This is a genomic window from Vibrio sp. RM-41-2B (genome assembly GCF_024744415.1).
GTDB lineage: Bacteria > Pseudomonadota > Gammaproteobacteria > Enterobacterales > Vibrionaceae > Vibrio > Vibrio diabolicus.
On sequence record NZ_JAMQWD010000028.1, the window covers coordinates 1 to 23,305 of the forward strand.

General features: G+C 45.6%; 19 protein-coding genes. 12 read left to right on the forward strand and 7 right to left on the reverse strand.

Annotated elements, in window-relative coordinates; genetic code table 11:
* From NB463_RS15770 to NB463_RS15785, 4 genes are all read left to right on the forward strand, one after another.
* On the forward strand, positions 1 to 495 hold a 495-nt coding region (locus NB463_RS15770), incomplete at its 5' end, for an EF-Tu/IF-2/RF-3 family GTPase (RefSeq protein WP_031780494.1).
* A 331-nt stretch (positions 496 to 826) separates the two neighbouring features.
* Positions 827 to 1,015 carry a (2Fe-2S)-binding protein gene (locus NB463_RS15775; RefSeq protein ID WP_031780493.1) on the forward strand — a complete coding sequence of 63 codons (189 nt, stop codon included), beginning with the start codon at positions 827 to 829 and terminating at the stop codon, positions 1,013 to 1,015.
* A 101-nt stretch (positions 1,016 to 1,116) separates the two neighbouring features.
* Positions 1,117 to 1,593 (forward strand): bacterioferritin, encoded by a 477-nt coding sequence (bfr, locus tag NB463_RS15780; protein ID WP_005395745.1) that lies wholly within the window; start codon positions 1,117 to 1,119, stop codon positions 1,591 to 1,593.
* A 203-nt stretch (positions 1,594 to 1,796) separates the two neighbouring features.
* Positions 1,797 to 3,074, forward strand: coding sequence for a malic enzyme-like NAD(P)-binding protein (locus tag NB463_RS15785; RefSeq protein ID WP_006742766.1), 1,278 nt, complete (start codon positions 1,797 to 1,799; stop codon positions 3,072 to 3,074).
* Between the two features lie 113 nt (positions 3,075 to 3,187).
* Here the strand turns inward: NB463_RS15785 and metJ are convergent, their stop codons facing one another.
* Positions 3,188 to 3,508, reverse strand: coding sequence for a met regulon transcriptional regulator MetJ (metJ, locus tag NB463_RS15790; protein ID WP_005381353.1), 321 nt, complete (start codon positions 3,506 to 3,508; stop codon positions 3,188 to 3,190).
* A gap of 225 nt (positions 3,509 to 3,733) precedes the next feature.
* Here metJ and NB463_RS15795 point away from each other — a divergent pair, with 225 nt between their 5' ends.
* The 3 genes from NB463_RS15795 (at position 3,734) to metF (ending at position 8,482) form a co-directional block, all read left to right on the forward strand.
* Positions 3,734 to 4,897: an O-succinylhomoserine (thiol)-lyase gene (locus NB463_RS15795; protein ID WP_258431570.1), complete on the forward strand. Its 1,164-nt coding sequence runs from the start codon at positions 3,734 to 3,736 to the stop codon at positions 4,895 to 4,897.
* Between the two features lie 12 nt (positions 4,898 to 4,909).
* Complete coding sequence (locus NB463_RS15800) at positions 4,910 to 7,318, forward strand: bifunctional aspartate kinase/homoserine dehydrogenase II (RefSeq protein WP_258431571.1); 2,409 nt, start codon at positions 4,910 to 4,912, stop codon at positions 7,316 to 7,318.
* Between the two features lie 261 nt (positions 7,319 to 7,579).
* The gene (gene metF / locus NB463_RS15805; protein WP_046874624.1) at positions 7,580 to 8,482 is read left to right on the forward strand and encodes a methylenetetrahydrofolate reductase; all 903 of its coding nucleotides are present in this window, start codon (positions 7,580 to 7,582) and stop codon (positions 8,480 to 8,482) included.
* Between the two features lie 70 nt (positions 8,483 to 8,552).
* On the opposite strand, the gene NB463_RS15810 is transcribed toward metF, so the two are convergent.
* The 3 genes from NB463_RS15810 to argE all read right to left on the reverse strand — a co-directional run bounded on the left by NB463_RS15810 (position 8,553) and on the right by argE (position 13,560).
* Positions 8,553 to 9,092 (reverse strand): PadR family transcriptional regulator, encoded by a 540-nt coding sequence (locus tag NB463_RS15810; protein ID WP_005395734.1) that lies wholly within the window; start codon positions 9,090 to 9,092, stop codon positions 8,553 to 8,555.
* Positions 9,093 to 9,517: 425 nt separating this feature from the next.
* On the reverse strand, positions 9,518 to 12,151 hold the full coding sequence (ppc, locus tag NB463_RS15815; protein WP_074191330.1) for a phosphoenolpyruvate carboxylase: 2,634 nt from the start codon (positions 12,149 to 12,151) through the stop codon (positions 9,518 to 9,520).
* A gap of 272 nt (positions 12,152 to 12,423) precedes the next feature.
* Positions 12,424 to 13,560 (reverse strand): acetylornithine deacetylase, encoded by a 1,137-nt coding sequence (gene argE, locus NB463_RS15820; RefSeq protein WP_114324094.1) that lies wholly within the window; start codon positions 13,558 to 13,560, stop codon positions 12,424 to 12,426.
* Between the two features lie 144 nt (positions 13,561 to 13,704).
* Here argE and argC point away from each other — a divergent pair, with 144 nt between their 5' ends.
* From argC to argH, 4 genes are all read left to right on the forward strand, one after another.
* Positions 13,705 to 14,709 (forward strand): N-acetyl-gamma-glutamyl-phosphate reductase, encoded by a 1,005-nt coding sequence (gene argC / locus NB463_RS15825; RefSeq protein WP_104969866.1) that lies wholly within the window; start codon positions 13,705 to 13,707, stop codon positions 14,707 to 14,709.
* 21 nt (positions 14,710 to 14,730) lie between these two features.
* Entirely contained in the window at positions 14,731 to 15,522 is a 792-nt protein-coding gene (gene argB, locus NB463_RS15830) for an acetylglutamate kinase (RefSeq protein WP_046874627.1), read from the forward strand.
* A gap of 84 nt (positions 15,523 to 15,606) precedes the next feature.
* On the forward strand, positions 15,607 to 16,821 hold the full coding sequence (locus tag NB463_RS15835; RefSeq protein WP_017821738.1) for an argininosuccinate synthase: 1,215 nt from the start codon (positions 15,607 to 15,609) through the stop codon (positions 16,819 to 16,821).
* A gap of 253 nt (positions 16,822 to 17,074) precedes the next feature.
* Positions 17,075 to 18,949 (forward strand): argininosuccinate lyase, encoded by a 1,875-nt coding sequence (argH, locus tag NB463_RS15840; RefSeq protein ID WP_046874629.1) that lies wholly within the window; start codon positions 17,075 to 17,077, stop codon positions 18,947 to 18,949.
* A gap of 206 nt (positions 18,950 to 19,155) precedes the next feature.
* Here argH and NB463_RS15845 read toward each other — a convergent pair whose 3' ends face one another.
* The 3 genes from NB463_RS15845 to NB463_RS15855 all read right to left on the reverse strand — a co-directional run bounded on the left by NB463_RS15845 (position 19,156) and on the right by NB463_RS15855 (position 22,209).
* Complete coding sequence (locus NB463_RS15845; protein WP_012841349.1) at positions 19,156 to 19,425, reverse strand: DUF3624 domain-containing protein; 270 nt, start codon at positions 19,423 to 19,425, stop codon at positions 19,156 to 19,158.
* 390 nt (positions 19,426 to 19,815) lie between these two features.
* Positions 19,816 to 21,288 (reverse strand): dihydrolipoyl dehydrogenase, encoded by a 1,473-nt coding sequence (locus tag NB463_RS15850; protein WP_047009944.1) that lies wholly within the window; start codon positions 21,286 to 21,288, stop codon positions 19,816 to 19,818.
* A gap of 192 nt (positions 21,289 to 21,480) precedes the next feature.
* Positions 21,481 to 22,209 carry a redoxin family protein gene (locus NB463_RS15855; RefSeq protein WP_005395721.1) on the reverse strand — a complete coding sequence of 243 codons (729 nt, stop codon included), beginning with the start codon at positions 22,207 to 22,209 and terminating at the stop codon, positions 21,481 to 21,483.
* 170 nt (positions 22,210 to 22,379) lie between these two features.
* Between NB463_RS15855 and oxyR the strand changes: the two genes are divergently transcribed.
* A complete protein-coding gene (oxyR, locus tag NB463_RS15860) occupies positions 22,380 to 23,291 on the forward strand; it encodes a DNA-binding transcriptional regulator OxyR (protein WP_005395720.1) in 912 nt (303 codons plus the stop codon).
* Positions 23,292 to 23,305: the final 14 nt, after the last annotated feature.

The window sequence follows — 23,305 nt, forward strand, 5'->3', positions numbered from 1 at the left end:
CGTATCGAGCGTGGTATTCTAACTGTAGGTGACGAAGTTGCTATCGTAGGTATCAAAGACACTACTACTACTACATGTACTGGTGTTGAGATGTTCCGTAAGCTTCTAGATGAAGGCCGTGCAGGTGAGAACGTTGGTGCACTTCTACGTGGTACTAAGCGTGACGAAGTTGAACGTGGTCAAGTACTAGCGAAGCCTGGTTCAATCACTCCACACACTAAGTTCGAATCAGAAGTATACGTACTGTCTAAAGATGAAGGTGGTCGTCACACTCCATTCTTCAAAGGCTACCGTCCACAGTTCTACTTCCGTACAACTGACGTAACTGGTGACATCCAGCTACCAGAAGGCGTAGAAATGGTAATGCCAGGTGACAACGTACAGATGACTGTTGAGCTAATCGCACCAATCGCAATGGACGAAGGTCTACGTTTCGCGATCCGTGAAGGTGGCCGTACAGTAGGTGCTGGTGTTGTTGCTAAGATCTTCGACTAATTCATAACGAATTAAACGAAATCTTGCACTCTTCTTCTTTATGAAGAAAGCGCATCGAGAAAGGGAAGCTTAGGCTTCCCTTTTTTATATCTAAATTATATTTGGTTATAAGTGTTCGTAGGAAATACGTTAATTTTTTAATTTAAAAACAGAATATTACCGGCTCTATTTTTCAACACCTTTAGTCGTAACACCTAACCCTCTGATCTTTGCCTACTGTCACCAAATCTATATAACAAAATATTCTGAACAGGCCCATCAATGCGACTGGTAACAAGAACTATTCTTGCTTATATTGGTTGCCACAGGTTAATTTAATAGGTTTTTGAGTATGTACGTTTGTCTTTGCCATGGGGTCTCCGACAAGAAAATTAGGAAGTTGGCGATAGATGAAGGCGTAACGGATATTAAAGGAATCAAAAAATGCACAGCATTGGGTAGCCAATGTGGTAAGTGCATCAGACAGGCCAAGGATATTTTAGCGGAAACCAGTTACACGGTATTCAAACAAGCTAGCTAATTACGGTGAGCATGCGGTAATTAAGTAATTATTTGCCTAGCGTTTTGACACTTTCTCATTTGCTTCTACATTTAAATGAAGCTAAAGAGGAGGTTTTTGTCATGAAAGGCGATCCAATCATCATCCAACATCTCAATAAAGTGCTCGGAAATGAGCTCATCGCTATTAATCAGTATTTTCTTCATGCTCGAATGTATAAGGACTGGGGGTTAAAGCACCTAGCAGATAAGGAATATCACGAATCTATCGATGAGATGAAACATGCCGATCATCTGATTGAGCGTATTTTGTTTCTTGAGGGCTTACCGAATCTACAAGATTTAGGCAAGTTGATGATAGGTGAAGACACTAAAGAAATGCTCGAGTGTGACTTAAAGCTTGAAATGGCCGCCATTCCAGATTTAAAAGATGCGATTGCCTATGCTGAAGACATTAGAGACTATGTGTCTCGCGATCTGTTTCAAGATATTCTTGAAGATGAAGAAGAGCATGTTGACTGGCTAGAGACGCAACTTGGCTTGATTGAAATGTCTGGCATTGAGAACTACCTCCAAGCGCAATACGTAGACGAAGAGTAATAGCTTCCAGGATTTTGCGTACTTCAATTGTAAGAAGAAAAGAGCACCTGACTCGAAAATCAGGTGCTTATCCCCGCTATCTGGTCTAATCTCTTTTATTATCGGCTTTTTAAGGATATTGCTCGCAATCTTGCCTATGAAGTTTGATTTCTATCCGATAGAATTTATCCCCCCTTACCTAAAAATAAAAAAGAGAAACGTCCATGTCTGAAGACAATCGCCAAGCAGCCACTCCAGAAGAAGAACATCGCCAAAAAGCATTGGATTACCATGCTTATCCAACTCCAGGGAAGATTGCTGTCGAATTGACAAAACCTGCGGAAACGGCGGGTGATCTTGCCCTTGCTTACAGCCCAGGTGTTGCAGAACCAGTGCGTGAAATCGCACAAAACCCTGATAACGTGTACAAGTACACAGCGAAAGGCAACATGGTTGCTGTTATTTCTAACGGTACCGCTATCCTGGGTCTAGGTAACCTAGGTCCACTTGCATCTAAGCCAGTGATGGAAGGTAAAGCGTTACTGTTTAAACGTTTTGCTGGCCTTGACTCGATTGATATTGAAGTTAAGCACCGCACGATCGATGAATTTGTTGATACTGTTGCAAGCATTGCAGACACTTTTGGTGGTATCAACCTTGAAGATATTAAAGCACCAGATTGTTTTGAGATTGAAAAGCGTCTAATTGAGCGTTGTGATGTACCAGTATTCCACGATGATCAGCACGGTACTGCGATTGTAACAGCGGCAGGCATGCTGAACGCGATCGAACTTCAAGGTAAGAAGCTTGAAGACTCAACGATCGTTTGTCTTGGCGCTGGCGCTGCAGCCGTTGCGTGTATGGAGCTGCTGATTAAATGTGGTGCAATGCGCGAAAAAATTTACATGCTGGATCGTAAAGGTGTAATCCACACTCGTCGTGATGATCTTAATGAATACAAGCAGCTATTCGCAAACAACACGGACAAACGCACATTAGAAGACGTGATTGAAGGCGCGGATCTGTTCCTAGGTGTATCTGGTCCAAACCTATTGCCAGCGGAAGCGTTGAAGCTGATGGCAGATAAGCCAATCGTATTTGCATGTTCGAATCCAGATCCTGAAATTAAGCCTGAACTTGCCCACGCTGTTCGTGATGATTTGATCATGGGGACTGGCCGTAGTGATTACCCGAACCAAGTAAATAACGTATTGTGTTTCCCATTCATCTTCCGTGGTGCTCTTGATGTGCGCGCAAGTGAAATCAATGATGAAATGAAACTTGCAGCCGTTGAGGCGATTCGTGAGCTAGCAAAAGAGCCTGTACCTGAAACTGTATTGAAGGCCGCAGGCGTCGATAAGCTTGAGTTTGGTGCAGACTACATCATTCCAAAACCAATGGACTCACGTTTACTACCACGTGTTGCAAAAGCTGTGGCTCAGGCGGCAGTTGATTCAGGTGTTGCTCGTATCGAGATGCCTGAAAACTACATGGCAGAGTAATATATCTATTAGATGTGATGTACAAAAAATGGGACGCAATCGCGTCCCATTTTTTATATCATTCTTTTGGCTCGAGATAAGAATTGCTATCTGAAGCCTCCAGCCTCGCTTTTTTACTCTTCGTCAAACGACTCAAATTCGATGCCCATTTCCGTCATCAGTGCTTTTACTTCTGTTGGAATATCATCTGGACGGTCTTTACGAAGGTCTTCATCTGTTGGAAGTGGCTGACCTGTGTACGCGTGCAAAAATGCTTCGCATAGTAATTCACTATTGGTTGCATGGCGTAAGTTATTGATCTGACGGCGAGTACGCTCATCAGTTAGCACTTTTAAAACTTTTAGCGGGATAGAGACGGTAATTTTTTTTACTTGTTCGCTTTTTTTGCCGTGCTCTGCATATGGGCTAATGTATTCGCCATTCCAGTCAGCCATTGCACACCTTCATTTATGTAATCGGTTAAAAATAATTTAGGTGCTGATTTTAGCTGCATTTACCGCCATAAGCAAAGACATATAGACGTCTAGAAGTGTTGACGTCTCATTTTTTGACGAGTAAAGTGAACAGAACAGCAAAGGAAGCGTGTTGATCACTTTATTTTACTCATTAGATATAGCGCATTCCTATTTAGAAGTCATTACCCGTGAAAGGATACACCCATGATCTCTCGCAAACCTGCGACCATTGCAGTACGCACTGGTATTGAATCAGACAGCCAATATCACGCTGTCGTTCCACCTATTTATCTTTCCACTAACTATGGTTTCCCTGCCTTTGGTGAAGTACCTAAGTATGATTACACGCGATCTGGAAATCCAAACCGCGGACTGTTGGAAAGTGCGTTATCTGAACTCGAGTCTGGAAAAGGAGCGGTTGTCACGAACTGCGGTACGTCTGCATTAAATTTATGGGTGTCCGCTTTTCTTGGCCCTGATGATCTCATTATTGCTCCTCACGATTGTTATGGCGGCACCTATCGTCTTTTTAATACCCGAGCCAACAAAGGCGATTTTAAGGTTCAGTTTGTCGATCAATCAGACGAGCAAGCTTTGGATGCAGCATTAGCACAAAAACCAAAACTCATTTTGCTAGAAACTCCGTCAAACCCTCTGGTTCGCGTAGTGGATATTGCAGCTACCTGTGAAAAAGCGAAACAAGTCGGCGCGTTAGTTGCGGTGGACAATACCTTTTTGACACCCGTGTACCAAAAACCTTTAGAGCTAGGTGCGGATTTTGTTATCCACTCCACAACGAAGTACATCAACGGTCATTCAGACGTGATTGGTGGCGTGATCATCACCAAAACAGAAGCGCATGCAGAAGAGCTTGCATGGTGGGGAAATTGCATTGGTGCGACTGGCACACCTTTCGATAGTTATATGACGTTGCGAGGCATTCGTACACTTGGTGCTCGCATGCGAGTGCATGAAGAGAGTTCACAGCAGGTACTGGCTTATCTCCAGAAGCAAGCGTTAGTTAAAACCATTTATCATCCAAGCCTGCCGGAGCACCCAGGTCATGACATTGCTAAAAAGCAGCAAACTGGTTTTGGCTCTATGTTGAGCTTTGAGTTTGCCGGTTCGTTTGAGCAGTTAAAAGTGTTCGTTAAAGAGCTCCAACTGTTTTCATTGGCTGAGTCATTAGGTGGAGTTGAAAGCTTGATTTGTCATCCGGCATCCATGACGCATCGCGCTATGGGAGAGGAAGCACTTGCAGAAGCGGGGGTGTCGCATCAACTATTGCGTTTGTCTGTCGGCTTGGAAGATGCACAAGATCTCATCACAGATTTAGAGCAAGCATTCGCTAAAGCTGTCCAACAATAGGAGACGATAATAATGACTTTACAACGTCAGCTGCATAAGTTTGGTGGCAGTAGCTTAGCAAACCCAGAATGCTATTTACGCGTTGTGGATATTCTTAAGGAGTATTCGACGGAAAATGATCTTGTGGTCGTTTCGGCGGCAGGAAAAACCACTAACCGCTTGATTGAGTTCCTAGAAGGGTTAGACAAAGATGGCCGAATCGCGCATGAAGCACTTCAAAGCCTAAGACAGTTCCAAACTGAGCTAATAGAAAACTTGTTGGAAAATGAAGTACAAGAAGAGCTATTAGCGTTACTGCATGATGAGTTCAGTACCTTATCTGAGCTGACAGCACCACTCACTGGCGCGCAAAAAGCCGCGGTACTAGGACACGGAGAAGTTTGGTCTGCTCGCCTATTCGCCGCGTTATTATCTCAACGTTCTATCCCCGCTGTCGCACAAGATGCACGAGCGTTTTTACGTGCGGAAGCCGGGACTCAACCTGAAGTTGATCGCGCTCGTTCATATCCTTTGATAAAAGAAGTTCTCGCGCAACACAATCATAAACGTGTGGTAATTACTGGCTTTATGGCTCAGAACGAGGCGGGCGAAACCATTTTACTTGGTCGTAATGGCTCTGATTATTCTGCAACTGTCATCGGTGCTCTGGCTGAAGTGAGCACGGTCACCATTTGGAGTGACGTTGCCGGTGTCTATAGTGCCGATCCGCGTTTGGTGGCAGACGCGTGTCTGTTACCGTTACTTCGATTGGATGAAGCCAGCGAACTCGCCCGTTTAGCCGCCCCAGTCCTACACAGTCGTACACTTCAGCCTGTGGCGCAAAGTACTATGGATCTCAACCTCAAGTGTAGCTATCTGCCGGAATCGGGCTCTACTCGTATTGAGCGTGTCTTAGCGTCTGGCCGTGGCGCTAAAATTATTACCTCGCTGGATGATGTTTTATTGGTACAGCTGTCTTTCATGCATGGGCACGACTTCGAAAAAACACAGAATGATGTATTACAAGCGTTGCAGCGAGCGCAATTGGAGCCATTGGCATTTGAGGCACAGCCCGATCAACACACGTTGCGCTTGGCGTATACCGCAGAAATTGCCGGTGGCGCACTGAAACACTTACAAGAGCTTGCGGTTGAAGCGGAGATTAAGCTCAAAGAAGGCTACTCTCTCTTAGCGGCGGTAGGCGCTGGCGTTACGAAAAACGCCAACCATTGTTTTGGTTTTTATCAGAAGTTAAAACACTCTCCGGTTGAATTTATTTCTGAAACTGAGTCGGGGCTGAGTTTAGTCGCCGTTTTGCGTTGTACTGATACCGAAGTGTTGGTTCAAACGATTCATAGCCAGTTGTTCCAAGCGCAAAAGCGCGTGGCGGTGGCTTTATGTGGCAAGGGCAACATTGGTTCTAGTTGGTTAAATTTATTTGCAACTCAAAAAGGTGAGCTCGAAAAACGTCATGGCATGAGCTTCGACCTTGTCGCGGTCGTGGATAGTCAAACCTACTGGTTCGATGAGCAAGGTATTGATGCAGCAAGTGTTGCTGAACGATTTGATGATGAAAGCCTAGCAAACGATGGGTCTTGGTTGACTCAATTAGGAGCGCTAAAAAATTACGATGAAGCCGTAGTGCTTGATGTGACAGCGAGTAAAGACTTAGCTCAGCGCTATGTAGAAATTGCGCAGCAGGGCATTCATTTGATTTCCGCTAACAAAGTGGCGGGTTCGGCAGATAGCCAGTATTACCATCAGGTTCAAGATGCATTCGCTAAAATTGGTCGTTATTGGCTGTACAACGCGACGGTTGGTGCGGGGTTACCGATAAACCATACCGTGCGAGATCTACGTGAAAGTGGTGATGAGATCGTTGCTCTATCGGGTATTTTCTCAGGGACGTTATCATGGTTATTCCAACAATTTGACGGCTCAGTACCATTTAATGATTTAGTCGACCTCGCTTGGCAGCAAGGTTTAACAGAGCCTGATCCTCGTTCTGATTTAGATGGTTCAGATGTGATGCGTAAGCTGGTTATCTTGGCTCGAGAGTCTGGTCTCGATATTGAGCCGGGCAGCGTTAAGGTTGAATCTCTGGTACCAGAAGAATTAACAGAACTTAGCATCGATGACTTCTTCGATAACGGAGGACTGTTGAGTGAAATACTGCAAGAGCGCCTGACAAAAGCACAGAGAAACGACCAAGTGCTTCGCTACGTTGCTCGTTTAGAAAAAAATGGTAAAGCGACGGTGGGAGTAGAAGCGTTATCTCGTGAACATGCGCTCGCCAACCTACTGCCGTGCGACAACATTTTTGCCATTGAAAGTAAGTGGTACAAAGATAACCCACTCGTTATTCGAGGGCCTGGCGCAGGAAGAGAAGTGACAGCCGGCGCGATTCAATCCGACCTCAACCGATTAGCCGGTTTATTCTAAAGTTGCGAGATACCTAAAACCCTGGAACCCGACCAGGGTTTTTTATTTTTCCTTCAGTGCCATACTGAAGTATCGGCTTGTGATAAGTGGTGAAATAACGTTCAAGCAATAACTTGAACTATCCTCATTATTAACTTGAGAAAAATTCATAATTACAAGGTTGACATTAAATCGTATTCAATACATTCTGTAGACATATAGACGTCTAAACGTCGATTTAAGGAATTTGTTTTCGTGGCGGAGTGCCACAGGGAGAGTAAGATGGGATACACGCACGCAGGCCATATTGACGCCTTGAACCAGAATATTGCTGAGTTGTCAGACAACATCAATGTATCATTTGAGTTTTTTCCACCAAGCAGCGCTAAGATGGAAGAGACACTCTGGAATTCAGTGCACCGTCTTAAAACGCTCCAACCTAAATTTGTTTCTGTGACTTACGGCGCTAACTCTGGCGAGCGTGACAGAACGCACTCCATCATTAAAGAAATCAAAGCAACAACCGGATTGGTTGCTGCTCCTCACCTCACTTGTATTGATGCGACTCGCGAAGAGTTAATTAATATTGCCGATGATTACTGGAATAATGGTATTGAAAATATCGTTGCTCTGCGTGGTGATATTCCTCCTGGTGGCGGTGCGCCTGACATGTATGCCTCGGATCTGGTTGAGCTGCTGAAATCACGTCACGATTTTGATATCTCAGTAGCCGCGTTTCCTGAGGTTCACCCTGAAGCTAAAAGTGCGCAGTCTGACTTATTGAACCTAAAACGTAAGGTTGATGCAGGCGCAAACCGTGCAATTACTCAGTTCTTTTTTGACGTCGAGTCTTACCTTCGTTTCCGCGATCGCTGTGTGGCGGCAGGAATTGATGTGGAAATTGTCCCTGGTATTTTGCCAGTGTCGAACTTTAAGCAAGCCTCTCGCTTTGCTGCGCAGAACAATGTGAAAGTACCAGGCTGGATGAGTAAACAGTTCGAAGGCTTGGATGATGATCCGGTGACTCGTCAGCTTGTGGGAGCAAGCCAAGCTATTGATATGGTGCGCGTACTTAGTCGTGAAGGCGTTAAGGATTTCCACTTCTACACCCTAAACCGTGCAGAGATGACTTACGCTTTATGTCATACGCTAGGCGTTCGTCCTCGCGCTGCAGTAGGTGCATAAATCGGGTTTCAAAAAGACAAAAGGCTTGCCGAGTGGCAAGCCTTTTTCGTTGTATCAAAGTAAAAGGAAATTAACCAATCACTTCAAGTTCTGTTAGGACTTCTTCAGCCCACGTGATCCACGTTTCACGTAACAGTAGGTTACGACGAAGCGTTAAACGCTCTAGGCGAGCTTGTTTGTCTAAAGTTGACGGCGTTGCGTAGTAAGCCGCTTCAATTTCTTTGTAGTGAGAAACCAGTTTGCGAGACTCTTCAACCAGTTCGGCGAGTTGATCACGGAAAGGTGTTGATGGTTGAACGGCACATGCCATCAATTTCGCTGAAAATTCATCACGAACAGTCGGGTGTGCAGTTGGTTGATCAAACCATTCTCCTAAAGCGCTGCGACCAGCATCTGTGATGGAGTAAACCTTACGGTCTGGTTTGCCTTCTTGGGGTTCTAATACGCAAGTAACCAGCTCTTTCTCGGCCATTTTATTGAGTTCACGGTACACTTGTTGGTGGCTTGCTTTCCAGAAGTAACCGATGCTAGCAGAGAATTCTTTAGTGATATCGTAACCGGTTGCGTCGCGAGTGCTAAGAACAGTTAAGATTACGTGTGGTAATGACATGTCTTCAATCCAAATGGTCAATAAACTTGTAAACAAGCTACTTATACTTTCAGCTGTGCTCTTTCTGGCACTTGAGTTTTTTAATGTATAAGTAGCACCAACAATGTTGGTCCTGTCACCTTAAAGCCGTTTATCACCTAGAGAGATGGGGAGTCCCATCATGGCTGGAGCAGGTATGATTGGATTTATGAGCTCTCAGCAGGCAAGTAGTATATAAATAATAAGCATGAAGTGGAATAGTAGGACAAAATTACCCTAAAAAACTAACATAATAATCAATAGTGTTAACTTGTGGTTTTTTATTCTTTTTGTGTGGTAATTTTTGGGTTTTTTATAGTTTATTAAACTGCCTTTTGGTTGCGCAATTATCCAGCGCCAAAAAAAAGCTGAGCACTTGCTCAGCTTTTTTATTACAAATGAAGCGATTAGCCTGTGTTGCGCATGCCAGCTGCAATACCAGCAATTGTCACCATTAGCGCTTCTTCTAGGTTTGCAGATGCTTCTTCGGTTTGGCGTGTACGGTATAGCAACTCGGCTTGTAGCATGTTCAATGGCTCAACGTAGATGTTGCGCAAGCGAATCGATTCGAGTCCCCAAGGGTCATGCTGCATCAAGTTTTCGTTGTTCTCTACATTCAGTACTGCTTTGATATCTTCTTGAAGCTGAGCGCGAAGCTTTTCACCGAGTGGACGGAGTGATTCATCCACCAATCGCTCATCGTAATAGCGAGAAATATCGATATTACACTTCGAGTACACCATTTCTAACATGCCAAGGCGAGTCGAGAAGAACGGCCATTCACGACACATCTCTTCGAGCAGCGCTTGGTGACCTTTATCGATCGAGTATTGAATCGCTTCACCCGCACCTAGCCATGCAGGAAGTACCAAACGGTTTTGGCTCCATGAGAAGATCCACGGGATTGCACGTAAGCTTTCTACTCCGCCCTTCGGATTACGTTTTGCAGGACGAGAGCCAAGTGGCAACTTACCGAGCTCGAGCTCTGGTGTCGCTTGACGGAAGTAAGGCACAAAGTCAGGCTCGCCGCGAACTACGTTGCGATAAGACTCGCAGCTAACTTCTGATAGCACTTCCATTAAGTCGCGCCATTCTTGTTTTGGCTCTGGTGGTGGCAATAGGTTGGCTTCTAGAATCGCGCTCGCGTAAAGGTTAAAACTGTTTACGGCGACATCTGGAAGGCCCAGTTTAAAGCGGATCATCTCGCCCTGTTCTGTTACGCGCAAACCACCTTTCAAGCTTTTTGGTGGTTGAGACAGAAGTGCAGCGTGTGCTGGCGCGCCACCGCGGCCTACTGTACCGCCACGACCGTGGAATAGAGTCAGTTCAACACCTTCTTCTTCCGCCACTTTTACTAACGATTCCATCGCATGGTACTGAGCCCAGCCTGCAGACATGACACCCGCATCTTTCGCTGAGTCAGAGTAACCAATCATGACCATTTGGTGGTTTTGGATAAAGCCACGGTATAGGTCGATACCCATCAGCTGTTTGATGACCGATTCTGCATTGTTCAAGTCGTCTAGCGTCTCGAATAATGGGCAAACATCCATACGATATGGGCAGCCAGCTTCTTGCAGAAGTAGGTGGACTGCTAACACATCCGATGCAGTGCGTGCCATAGAAATAACGTAGGCACCGAATGCTTCACGCGGTTGTGCTGCAATAATCTTACAGGTGTCCAAAACCTCTTTGACAGGTTCTGATGGTTCCCAATCACGAGGCAGAAGAGGACGCTTAGATGCGAGTTCGTTGGTTAGGAAAGCAATCTTATCTTGCTCGCTCCATTGTTCGTAATCACCAATGCCTAAGTAGCGGGTTAATTCAGACAATACGTCTGAATGACGCGTGCTCTCTTGGCGGATATCAAGGCGAACAAGATGAATACCAAATGCTTTTACGCGGCGCAATGTATCTAGTAGAGAGCCATTTGCGATCACACCCATGCCACATTCATTTAGCGACTGGTAACAGGCATACAGAGGTTCCCAAAGTTGCTCGACTTTTTGCAACGGAGCTTTAACGGCCAGTTTTTGACCATGGATTTTAGCATCGAGAATATCTTTGGTTTCGTTCAATAGTGAGCGAAGTTGTTTCAGGATCGCACGATATGGTTCGTGCTGATCTTCGCCAGCAAGTTCACGAACTTGATCGTTTGAAACCGTCATAGACAGTTCACTGATCAACTCGTTGATGTCATTGAGATAAAGATCTGCGGCTTTCCAACGAGACAGAAGCAATACTTCACGTGTCACGCTATGAGTGACAAACGGGTTACCGTCGCGGTCACCCCCCATCCAAGAAGAGAAGTGCACAGGGCGAGCATCAATTGGTAAACCTTCACCCAAGTAAGATTTCAAGCGATCGTGCATTTCACGTAAGAAGTCTGGCACTGCTTCCCACAGTGAGTTTTCTACTACGGCAAAACCCCATTTCGCTTCATCCAATGGAGTAGGGCGTTGTTGACGAATTACGTCAGAATGCCAGCTTTGTGCGATAAGTTGCTCTAAGCGACGCTCGGTTTTCTTGCGCTCTTTAGAAGAAAGATCACTCAGTTCCAACTTTGATAAGCACTCGTTGATCTTGACCAATTTGTTGATCATCGTGCGACGCGTGATTTCCGTTGGGTGAGCCGTCAATACCAATTCAATATTCAGATCACGAACCGCTTGCGCAGTGTCCAGTTTGCTCACATCGTTTTGTACCAGTTTAGAAAACAGCGAGTTAATCGCGTCTGGTTCACAGATGTGTTCTTCACAGTGGCGTGAAATCGTGTGGTATTGCTCAGCAATATTGGTGAGATTTAGAAATTGGTTAAACGCACGGGTAACGGGCGTTAGTTGCTCATCGGGTAGGTGTTTGATTTCTTCTATCAAGCTTTCCCTGTCTGCTTGATTACCTGCTTGAGCCGATTTGGATAATTTACGAATGGTTTCCACTTTCTCGAAGATTTCTTCGCCATGGGCATCGCGAATGGTGTTACCCAATAAGTGGCCTAACATGCGCACATTGCTTTTGAGTGCGGCGTATTTCTCGTTCATTGTCGTCCTGCCTCGTAAAAAAACTACATCCATTGTCCTTGTTAAGACTCCAATCTAGCGAAAAGCACCAGTTATAGTCAAATAAAGCAGACTAAGTTTGCAATTATTCCGCTGTCTCCTGATTTAGAGCAAATTTACGGCAGCTGTAGAATAAGAAGTGAAAATTAATTACAAAATAACAAGTTAAAGAAGTGTTAAGGCTAGCGCTAAATTGTGAAGATAAAAAGATGCAGCTCAATCGAGCTGCACTGACTTTTGAGTTTATTCGCGTATTAACAGCAATACTTGACCATTGCCTTTGAAAGCACATCAATTGTGGGATCGATAAAATCAAATGAGAGAAACTCATCCGGTTGGTGCGCTTGGTCAATTGAACCCGGACCAAGAACTAAGGTTGGACAGAGCTGTTGTAAGAAGGGCGCCTCAGTACAGTAGTTCACGGTTTCTGAACTGGTTTGGCAGATCTCTTCAACACCACCGATAAATGGGTGGTCATGTTGGCATTCGTAACCCGGAATTGGTTCATGTAACGGAATTATCTCCAAGCGTCCAGGCCACTTTGCTTCGACTTCTTTTAATGCTCCGCGCAGCATATTTTCTAGGCCATCCAGGCTAATCCCTGGTAGTGGGCGAACATCATAGTGCAGCTCACAGCAACCACAAATACGGTTAGCACTGTCACCGCCGTGAATGTGTCCAAGGTTTAGGGTAGGGCTTGGAATGGCAAAACCCGGATGGTGGTATTCTTTCACCAATTTATCGCGCAGTTGCATCATGGCAAACATCACTTCATGCATGATCTCAATCGCGTTAACGCCTAAGGCAGGATCGGATGAATGGCCTGACTTACCCGTGACCCGAATTGCATTCGCCACATGACCTTTGTGGCCGCGAATAGGAACGAGGCTGGTAGGCTCACCAATAATGCAGTAATCCGGCTTAAAAGGGGCGTTTACGGTGAAATGTCGTGCACCCAACATTGTGGTTTCTTCGTCACAAGTGGCTAATACGTATAGCGGCTTGGTCTGCTTGCTCCAGTCGACTTTTTTGACGGCTTCGTAAATAAAGGCAAAAAAGCCTTTCATGTCTGCCGTGCCTAAACCGTAAAAGCGGTTGTCTTTTTCAGTCAGCTTATGTGGATCAAAGTTCCATCGCCCTTGATCGAATGGCACGGTATCACTGTGGCCAGCAAGTAAAAGGCCGCCTTCACCCTCTCCCATACGTGCAATCATATTGTGCTTGCCTGGCTCCACCTCGATCACTTCAACGTTGAAGCCCAGATCTTTAAACCAAGATGCGAGTTTTTCGATGACTTTTGCATTGCCTTGATCCCAGCTCGGATCCGTGGAGCTGATAGAAGAGGTGCTGATGAGTCCTTCATAGACCTCTAGAAAAGTTGGTAATTGCATGGATTCTTCAAATCTCCTGTTGACAGACAGACCACAAAAATGTAAAACACATATTAAATCATATTTAATGAATAAAAAATCAAAATAAAGCAAAAATTAAATATGAATAGTCATTTGAGCCTTTAAGTATATGGATGTCACACAATGCTAAAAACCACGATTATTGGAGCCAGCGGTTACACCGGCGCAGAGTTAGCGTTAATGGTTAATAAACACCCACAACTCACGCTATCAGGTTTATACGTTTCCGCCAACAGTGTTGATGCAGGAAAGAATATTGCGCAGCTGCACGGTAAGTTAGCAGGCATCATTGATATGCCGGTCTCGCCACTAACGGATCCACTGCAAATCGCTCAAGAATCGGATGTGGTGTTTTTAGCAACGGCTCATGAGGTGAGCCACGATCTAGCCCCAACTTTCTTGGAGGCAGGCTGTCAGGTATTCGATTTATCGGGGGCATTCCGCGTCCAAAGTGAAGGTTTTTACAACACCTTTTATGGCTTCGAGCATCAACATAATAACTGGCTAGATAAAGCTGCATACGGCTTAGCAGAGTGGAACCAGGAATCAATTCAAACTGCTCCCTTAGTTGCTGTAGCAGGTTGCTACCCGACTGCTTCGCAGTTAGCCATCAAACCTCTACTCGAAAATGCATTAGTGGATACCAATCAATGGCCTGTCATTAACGCGACCAGCGGTGTGTCCGGAGCTGGGCGTAAAGCTTCTATGGTGAACAGTTTCTGTGAAGTGAGCTTGCAACCTTATGGTGTATTTACTCATCGTCACCAACCAGAAATTGCTCAGCACTTAGGTTGCGATGTGATTTTTACTCCGCACCTAGGCAACTTTAAACGCGGCATTCTTGCCACGATCACGATGAAGCTAGCATCAGGCGTTACAGAGCAACAAGTCGCTCAAGCATTTGAACAAGCTTATCTAGGAAAGCCAGCCGTGCGTTTAAAAGGCGATGGCATTCCACGTATTCAGGATGTCGAAAATACCCCTTTCTGCGATATCGGCTGGAAGGTACAAGGCGAACACATCATTGTGATTTCAGCCATCGACAATCTACTCAAAGGTGCATCAAGTCAAGCGATGCAATGTCTCAATATTCATTATGGTTACCCAGAACTGACAGCGTTGCTGTAGTCGTTGAAAGAGGGAAATGCGATGACGCAAACCAATCAAGCTCCTTTAGTCATTAAGCTAGGCGGTGCAGCTCTATCTTGCACTCAAACCTTAAGCCAACTTTTTGGTGCCATTGCGGCTTACCAAAAATCGGCACAGCGACAAATCGCCATCGTTCATGGCGGTGGCTACCTAGTTGATGAGTTGATGGCAAAGCTTCAGCTTGAAACCGTAAAGAAAAACGGTTTACGCGTAACGCCTTACGATCAAATTCCGGTGATTGCAGGCGCGCTTGCAGGTACCGCAAACAAGCTGCTTCAAGGTCAAGCGATTGCGGACGGTCTTAACGCTGTGGGTCTTAGCCTTGCGGATGGTGGTTTGTGTCTTGTTGAAGAACTTGACCCAGAACTCGGCGCGGTAGGTAAAGCATCACCGGGTGATTCAACGCTATTACAAGCGGTACTAAACACAGGCGCACTGCCGATCATCAGTTCAATTGGCTTAACCACAGATGGCCAGATGATGAATGTGAATGCTGACCAAGCCGCAGTCGCGGTGGCAGGTGCTCTCGATGCTGAATTAGTCCTGTTGTCAGATGTGAGTGGCGTACTCGATGGCAAAGGGCATTTGATCAAAACGCTATCTGAGCAAGAAGCCGATGCATTGATCAAAGGGCAAGTGATCACAGACGGCATGATCGTCAAAGTTAAAGCTGCTTTGGAGGCGGCCAATGATCTTGGTCGCCCTATCGAAGTCGCGACCTGGCGTTACCCAGAAAAATTAGTACAGCTATTCGCTGGTGAAAGTATTGGAACGCAATTTTTGCCTCAATAAGCATCAGCAAAAGAATTCAATATTAGGAAGTAGTAGTTGGCACTGACCGCCGAGCGCAGCGCCAGTTAAGTTTGGAGAAGAAAGATGAGCAAAGTGAACGTAAATAAAGTGGTAGTCGCATACTCAGGCGGTCTAGATACCTCAGTAATTATCCCGTGGCTAAAAGAGAACTACGATTGTGAAGTCGTTGCTTTCGTTGCCGATGTTGGTCAAGGCGCAGAAGAGCTAGAAGGTATTGAAGCGAAAGCAAAAGCTTCAGGTGCTTCTGAGTGTTACATCGCTGACTTGAAAGAAGAAATGGTCGCAGACTACATTTACCCAACGCTAAAAACCGGCGCGTACTATGAAGGTAAGTACCTGCTGGGTACATCAATGGCGCGTCCAATTATTGCTAAAGCACAGGTTGAAGTCGCACGTAAAGTGGGCGCGGACGCATTGTGTCACGGCTGTACAGGTAAAGGTAATGACCAAGTTCGTTTCGAAGGCGCATTCGCAGCACTAGCACCAGATCTACAAGTGATTGCCCCTTGGCGTGAATGGGACCTAGTGAGCCGTGAAGAATGTTTGGATTACCTAGCTGAGCGTAACATTCCTTGTTCAGCGTCTCTTACTAAGATCTACTCACGTGATGCAAACGCATGGCACATTTCTACTGAAGGTGGCGTCCTAGAAGATACGTGGAACGCACCAAACGAAGATTGCTGGGTATGGACTGTAGACCCAGAGCAAGCACCAAACGAAGCGGAATACGTCACGCTGAAAGTAGAAAAAGGTGAAGTGGTCGAAGTTGATGGCGAAGCGATGACACCATACAACGCGTTGGTGTATCTAAACGAAAAAGGTGCGAAGCACGGTGTTGGTCGTATCGATATCGTTGAAAACCGTCTTGTAGGAATGAAATCTCGTGGCTGCTACGAAACACCGGGAGGCACCATCATGATGGAAGCGCTGCGTGCTGTAGAGCAGCTTGTGCTAGACAAGTCATCATTCGAATTCCGTGAGGAGCTAGGTCTAAAAGCGTCTCACCTTGTGTACGATGGCCGTTGGTTTACGCCACTATGTAAGTCGATCCTTGCCGCTTCAGAAGAGCTAGCGCAAGACGTGAATGGCGAAGTGGTTGTTAAGCTCTACAAAGGCCAAGCCACGGTAACGCAAAAACGTTCTGACAACAGCTTGTACTCAGAAGAGTTCGCGACTTTTGGTGAAGATGAGGTTTACGACCAAAGCCATGCGGGTGGTTTCATCCGTCTTTACTCGCTATCAAGCCGTATCCGTGCGTTGAACAGCCAGAAGAAATAATCTCTCCACATCTCGGATTGAGTAAAGACCTGCTATTGGATAGCAGGTCTTTTTTGTTGGCTTACGTCTATGAGTACAAAGATGCAAATGCATCCTGTTTGAATATATATGTAAAAATATTGAATTTATACTTTATTTTTTGTCGAAATTGCCGTAACGTTGACCCATAAGAAAAAGTGAGCAAATGACCATCAAATTGGTTACTACTCATTCGAGAACGTTAGAGTAAGCAATAGTCATCAGGAGAAACGCAATGGCATTATGGGGCGGAAGATTTACCCAAGCGGCAGACACTAGATTTAAAGAGTTTAACGATTCGTTGCGTTTTGACTACCGATTGGCTGAGCAAGACATCGTAGGTTCAATCGCATGGTCTAAAGCTCTGCTTTCTGTAGATGTTCTATCGGCAGAAGAACAGCAAAAGCTGGAACTTGCTTTAAACGAGCTGAAGTTAGAAGTGATGGAAGATCCTCATCAAATTCTTCGCTCAGATGCAGAAGATATCCACTCGTGGGTTGAACAGCAGCTGATTAGTAAAGTGGGAGATTTAGGTAAAAAACTCCACACTGGGCGTTCTCGTAATGACCAAGTAGCGACAGACCTAAAACTTTGGTGTCGTCAGCAAGGCCAGCAACTGTTGATTGCTTTAGATCGTCTGCAATCGCAAATGGTTCATGTTGCTAAGCAGCACCAAGGCACTGTATTGCCTGGCTATACTCATCTTCAGCGCGCTCAACCTGTCACCTTTGCTCACTGGTGTTTGGCTTATGTTGAAATGTTCGAGCGTGACTACTCTCGTCTGAATGATGCCTTACAGCGCCTCGACACTTGTCCACTTGGCTCGGGTGCTTTAGCTGGCACGGCTTATCCGATTGATCGTGAACAGTTAGCTCATAACCTTGGTTTCCACCGCGCTACGCGTAATTCACTCGATTCGGTTTCGGATCGTGATCATGTGATGGAACTGATGTCGGTGGCCTCGATTTCTATGTTGCACCTTTCTCGTCTTGCAGAAGATATGATCTTCTACAACTCAGGGGAGTCTAACTTTATTGAGTTAGCGGATACGGTGACGTCTGGTTCGTCATTGATGCCACAGAAGAAAAACCCAGATGCACTTGAGTTGATCCGTGGTAAGACAGGGCGTGTCTATGGCGCATTATCGAGCATGATGATGACAGTGAAAGCCTTACCATTGGCGTACAACAAAGACATGCAAGAAGATAAAGAAGGGTTGTTTGATGCGTTAGACACATGGAATGATTGCATGGAAATGGCAGCGCTGTGTTTTGATGGCATTAAAGTAAATGGTGAGCGTACGCTTGAAGCTGCGAAGCAAGGGTATGCGAACGCGACTGAGTTAGCTGATTACTTAGTGGCGAAAGGCATCCCATTCCGTGAGGCGCACCATATTGTGGGCGTAGCGGTGGTAGGGGCAATTGACAAAGGCTGTGCGCTGGAAGAATTGTCTCTGCAAGAGCTAAAAGCCTTCTCTGAGGTGATTGAAGATGATGTGTATGACATTCTGACAATAGAGTCTTGTTTGGAAAAACGTTGTGCGCTGGGTGGCGTTTCGCCTCACCAAGTCGCTTATGCGGTAGAGCAAGCGGATAAACGTCTGAGCCAGCGTGACAGCTCGGCAGTGAAAGTGCGTCCTGCACGTTTGACGGACATTGAAACACTAGAGGGCATGGTGGCTTATTGGGCGAACCTCGGTGAGAATCTACCCCGCTCTCGTAATGAGCTCGTGAGAGATATTGGCTCCTTCGCGGTGGCTGAGCATCATGGTGAAGTGACAGGTTGCGCTTCTCTATATGTGTATGACTCAGGGTTGGCTGAAATACGCTCTCTTGGTATCGAAGCGGGCTGGCAAGGCCAAGGGCAGGGCAGTGCAATCGTAAATCACTTGGTTGAGAAAGCACGTCAAATGGCGATCAAGAAGGTCTTTGTCCTCACTCGAACGCCAGAGTTCTTTATGAAGCAGAGCTTCTTACCAACATCGAAGTCGCTGTTGCCAGAAAAAGTCTTGAAAGATTGCGATCAGTGTCCACGTCAGCACGCATGTGATGAAGTGGCGCTAGAGATCAATTTAATGGAGCAAGTGATCCAAAAATCGCATGTGGCATGAGCTGAAATTTCGGAGTGATTTTATTAGCATTCAATGACATAGTTATTTTCTGATTCACTTACATCAGTATTTGCTAAAAAAATCGAAAAAATTTGGAACCTTTGAGAGGAAGCTCGGTCTATTAAAGTACCACTGCTTTTTCTTAGAAGAATCTAAGAGAGCCCCAGAACTGATATTGGTTTTGGGGCTTTTTTCTATCTGCCACTTTACTCTTTTTTATCCGTCTCTTTTCGTCCTCGCCGACGTTGCCACGGCAAGATGACAAAACGCATCCATAAGTGCAAAAACAATAAAATATTGAAAGCGAAACCAGCAAAGATCAAAGCGATCGACTCGATGCTTTGTGGATCATCTTTGAACGCAAACCACCACACAATCCAGCACAGTACCGAAAGCACCGTTAACTGATCCAAGCATCGTTGGCAACGCCCAAGCTTTTTCCAAAACCAATGTTCCTCGCAACGGCGACAAGTCATAGTGTTTTCCAAGGCATCAGTGTTGCTTCAGATTATATACCCAACACGAAGAGAGAAAGCGTTTTTTGTAGCAGCTTAGAGCGCAGGAACACAACCAAAAATGGAAAGTTAGCTTCGTAGAGCTTATGTGGCACGTGATTGATGTATGGTGCGCTGTCAGTCTTTAATAGGAAAAATAATCATGTCGACAGAATTGAAATTTGCGCTGAGTATCGCTGGTGGCTTTTTTACGATCGGTATAGTCGCGATCATCATGGTAAGTCGTTACGCAATGATGGCTGTGTAGTACTTATGTAATCGCCTCAAAGTAGTCAACAGAAAGCCTCGTTAATCACGAGGCTTTCTGTTTTGTTTGGTATGTAAAGACTGGCTCGATTGAGCATGAAATCGTTAGCAACCAGGCCCACAGTCAAGGCAATGTTTCACCATTTCTGGCCCTAAGTGTAGTTTTGCATTCAAATCACGTAGAGCGGTGCGGACACCCTCTTCGATCACTGGATGGTAGAAGGGCATATCTAGCATCTCAGAAACCGTCATTCTATTTTGGTGTGCCCAAGCCAAAAGATGCGCGAGGTGTTCTGCGTTCGGCCCCATCATCTCTGCACCTAAAAAGCGTCCAGTACCTTGCTCGCCATAGACATGTAACATCCCTTTGTTTCGTAGCATGACGCGTGAACGCCCTTGATTCTCAAACGAGACTTCGCCAGTAACAAAACAACCACAGCTTCCTAAGCGAGTTTCCAGTTGTTTGAAAGTTTCACCGACCATAGCTATTTGCGGATCGGAGAATACAGCTGAAATTGGCGAACGACGCAGACCTGCACGAATATCCGGGAAACGACCAGCATTATCACCAGCAATGCGACCTTGGTCAGCGGCCTCGTGCAGCAATGGAACTTGGTTACTTGCATCACCCGCAATAAAAATACTCTCAACGGAGGTTTGCAATGTGTAGTGATCTGCGGTTGGTACACCGCGTTCATCGAGGGCAATATTGGTGTTCTCGATCGCCAGCTTATCTACGTTTGGACGTCGTCCAGTGGATGCTAAAACGTAATCAACAATAAAGGTTTCTAATTCACCGTCGTGGTTAATGAATTGGATCTCAACTTTGTCAGCGCCTGCTGCATTCGATGATGGTATGCGCTTCATGCTTTCTACTTTTACATCGGCATCAAGATAGAACTCTTCTTTAAAAGTTTTATCTGCGTAAGCCATCACCTCTGGATCTGTCAGTGGACCAACTTGACCACCAAGACCAAAGAGCTTCACTTTCACCCCTAGGCGGTGCAATGCTTGACCGAGTTCAAGTCCGATCACTCCGGGGCCAAATACCGCAACGGACTCAGGCAAATCATCCCAATCAAAGACATCATCATTAATTACGAGACGGTCACCCAACTCATTCCAAGCTGCTGGATAGGCAGGACGAGAGCCCGTCGCGATCACAATCCGTTTTGCGGTGACTTGAGTATGGTCATCTATGATAAGTGTATGATCATCGGCAAACTTCGCGTAACCTGATAACTTGTCTTCTGCGGGAATATCATCGACGCTTTCAAGCACAAAGCCAACAAAACGATCACGTTCGCGTTTTACACGATCCATGACTTCTTGTCCGTTAATGCGTATTTCACCTTGCGGATGGATCCCAAATCCAGGCGCTTTTTCGATTTGGTGGACACTTTCTGCGGCCGCAATCAACAGCTTAGAGGGCATGCAACCGACGCGAGCACAGGTTGTTCCGTAAGGGCCGCCTTCAATCATTACTACGCTATTAGTATGAGCTTTTGCTGCTCGATAAGCGCCAAGACCAGCAGTACCACCACCAATAATCGCTACGTCGACATTAACTTGTTTCATCGTGAACTCTCGCTTTTTGTTTTTAAGCCAAGCTAGCTACATTGAGCTTGGAGAGTGAATTGGGTCGTTGAATCTGTATAAGGAGTCACCTTATCGGTAGACGACTACTTATCTAGACTAGTAGAAGAAGTGAGTTAGGGTTGGCCTCCGAGCCAAAGGCACCGGAGACCGAGGGTGTAGGCTATGGACAGCTTAGCCTAGATACGCTTCTAGCTCTTCGCTACCGCCGATGTGCTTGCCACCGATAAAGACTTGTGGAACAGTTGTGCGACCAGATATAGCTCGTAGACTAACTGTCGTTGCGTCTTTACCCAGAATCACTTCTTCATATTGAAGACCGTGGTCAATCAGGTTTTGTTTCGCTTTCATACAGAAAGGGCAGCCTGGCTTAGTGAATACCGTGATGGACTCTTGCGTTTTGTAGTCTGGCGCAATGTAGTTCAGCATGGTGTCTGCGTCTGACACTTTGAATGGGTCGCCAGGTTCGTTTGGCTCAATGAACATTTTTTCCACTACGCCATCTTTTACTAGCATGCTGTAACGCCATGAACGTTTGCCAAAGCCGATGTCGTTTTTATCCACTAACATGCCCATGCCATCGGTGAACTCACCATTACCGTCAGGAATGAAGGTGATGTTTTCTGCTTCTTGGTCTTGTTTCCATGCATTCATCACGAACGTATCATTGACTGAGACACAAATAATCTCATCCACTCCGTGCTCTTTAAATACAGGGAACAATTCGTTGTAACGAGGTAGATGGCTTGATGAACAGGTTGGAGTAAATGCACCCGGTAAGCTAAATACGATAACGGTCTTACCTTTAAATAGCTCATCAGTCGTTACATTCATCCAAGAGTCACCTTGACGAACTGGAAAAGTAACTTGAGGGACTTGTTGACCTTCTTTAGATACAAACATAATGATTTCCTTTAACTATTTTAAATTATGCGTATAGAGCTTAGCGTTTTTCTTTGCTCTGTTTCGTTCTGTTGAGCCCATTATTGTAAAAATCCTTTGATAGCTCTAATCGTTTGGTGTTATGGTTTTGATAGGTATTAGCTATTGTTAAAAGAAGCGAATTGTGAGTTATGAATATTCGAGATTTTGAGTACTTAGTTGCACTTGCGGAACATAAGCACTTTCGCAAAGCGGCAGAAGCATGTTTTGTTAGCCAACCAACATTGAGTGGACAAATTCGTAAGCTAGAGGATGAACTCGGTACCACGCTTTTAGAGCGAAGCAGCCGTCGCGTTTTGTTTACCGATTCAGGGTTGCAGTTGGTGGAGCAAGCTAAGCGTATCTTAAGTGAAGTGAAAACTTTTAAAGATATGGCGAGTGGTCAGAGCGGAGCAATGACTGGGCCTATGCATATCGGTTTCATCCCGACGGTAGGTCCGTATCTACTACCCAAAATTCTGCCGCAGATAAAAGAAGCATTTCCTGAACTGGAGCTGTTCCTGCACGAAGCTCAAACACATCAGTTGGTGCGTCAATTAGAAGAAGGTAAATTGGACTGCTTGGTCTTGGCTTCGGTTGATGAAACGGCACCTTTTAAAGAAATCGAAGTGTATAACGAGCCGTTAAGCGTTGCGGTGCCATGTGATCATGAGTGGGCCTCTCTCGACCATGTTGATATGTTGGAGCTGAATGGTAAAACCGTTTTAGCGCTAGGAGACGGCCACTGTCTGCGTGATCAAGCGTTAGGTTTCTGTTTTGCTGCCGGAGCGAAAGACGATGAACGCTTTAAGGCAACCAGTTTGGAGACACTGCGGAATATGGTCGCTGCTGGTGCTGGGATTACGTTATTGCCTCAGCTTTCTATCCCTAATGAGAAGCAAAAAGATGGCGTGTGCTATGTACCAGCCGTTAACCCTACGCCTTCGCGCAATATAGTCCTTGTATATCGCCCGGGCTCACCACTGCGTGCAAGGTTTGAAGCTTTGGCGGCGAAGATTAAAGAAGTATTGGCTTCTTATCCTTCATTGAACGCCGCGGCGTAAAAGCCGACATAAAA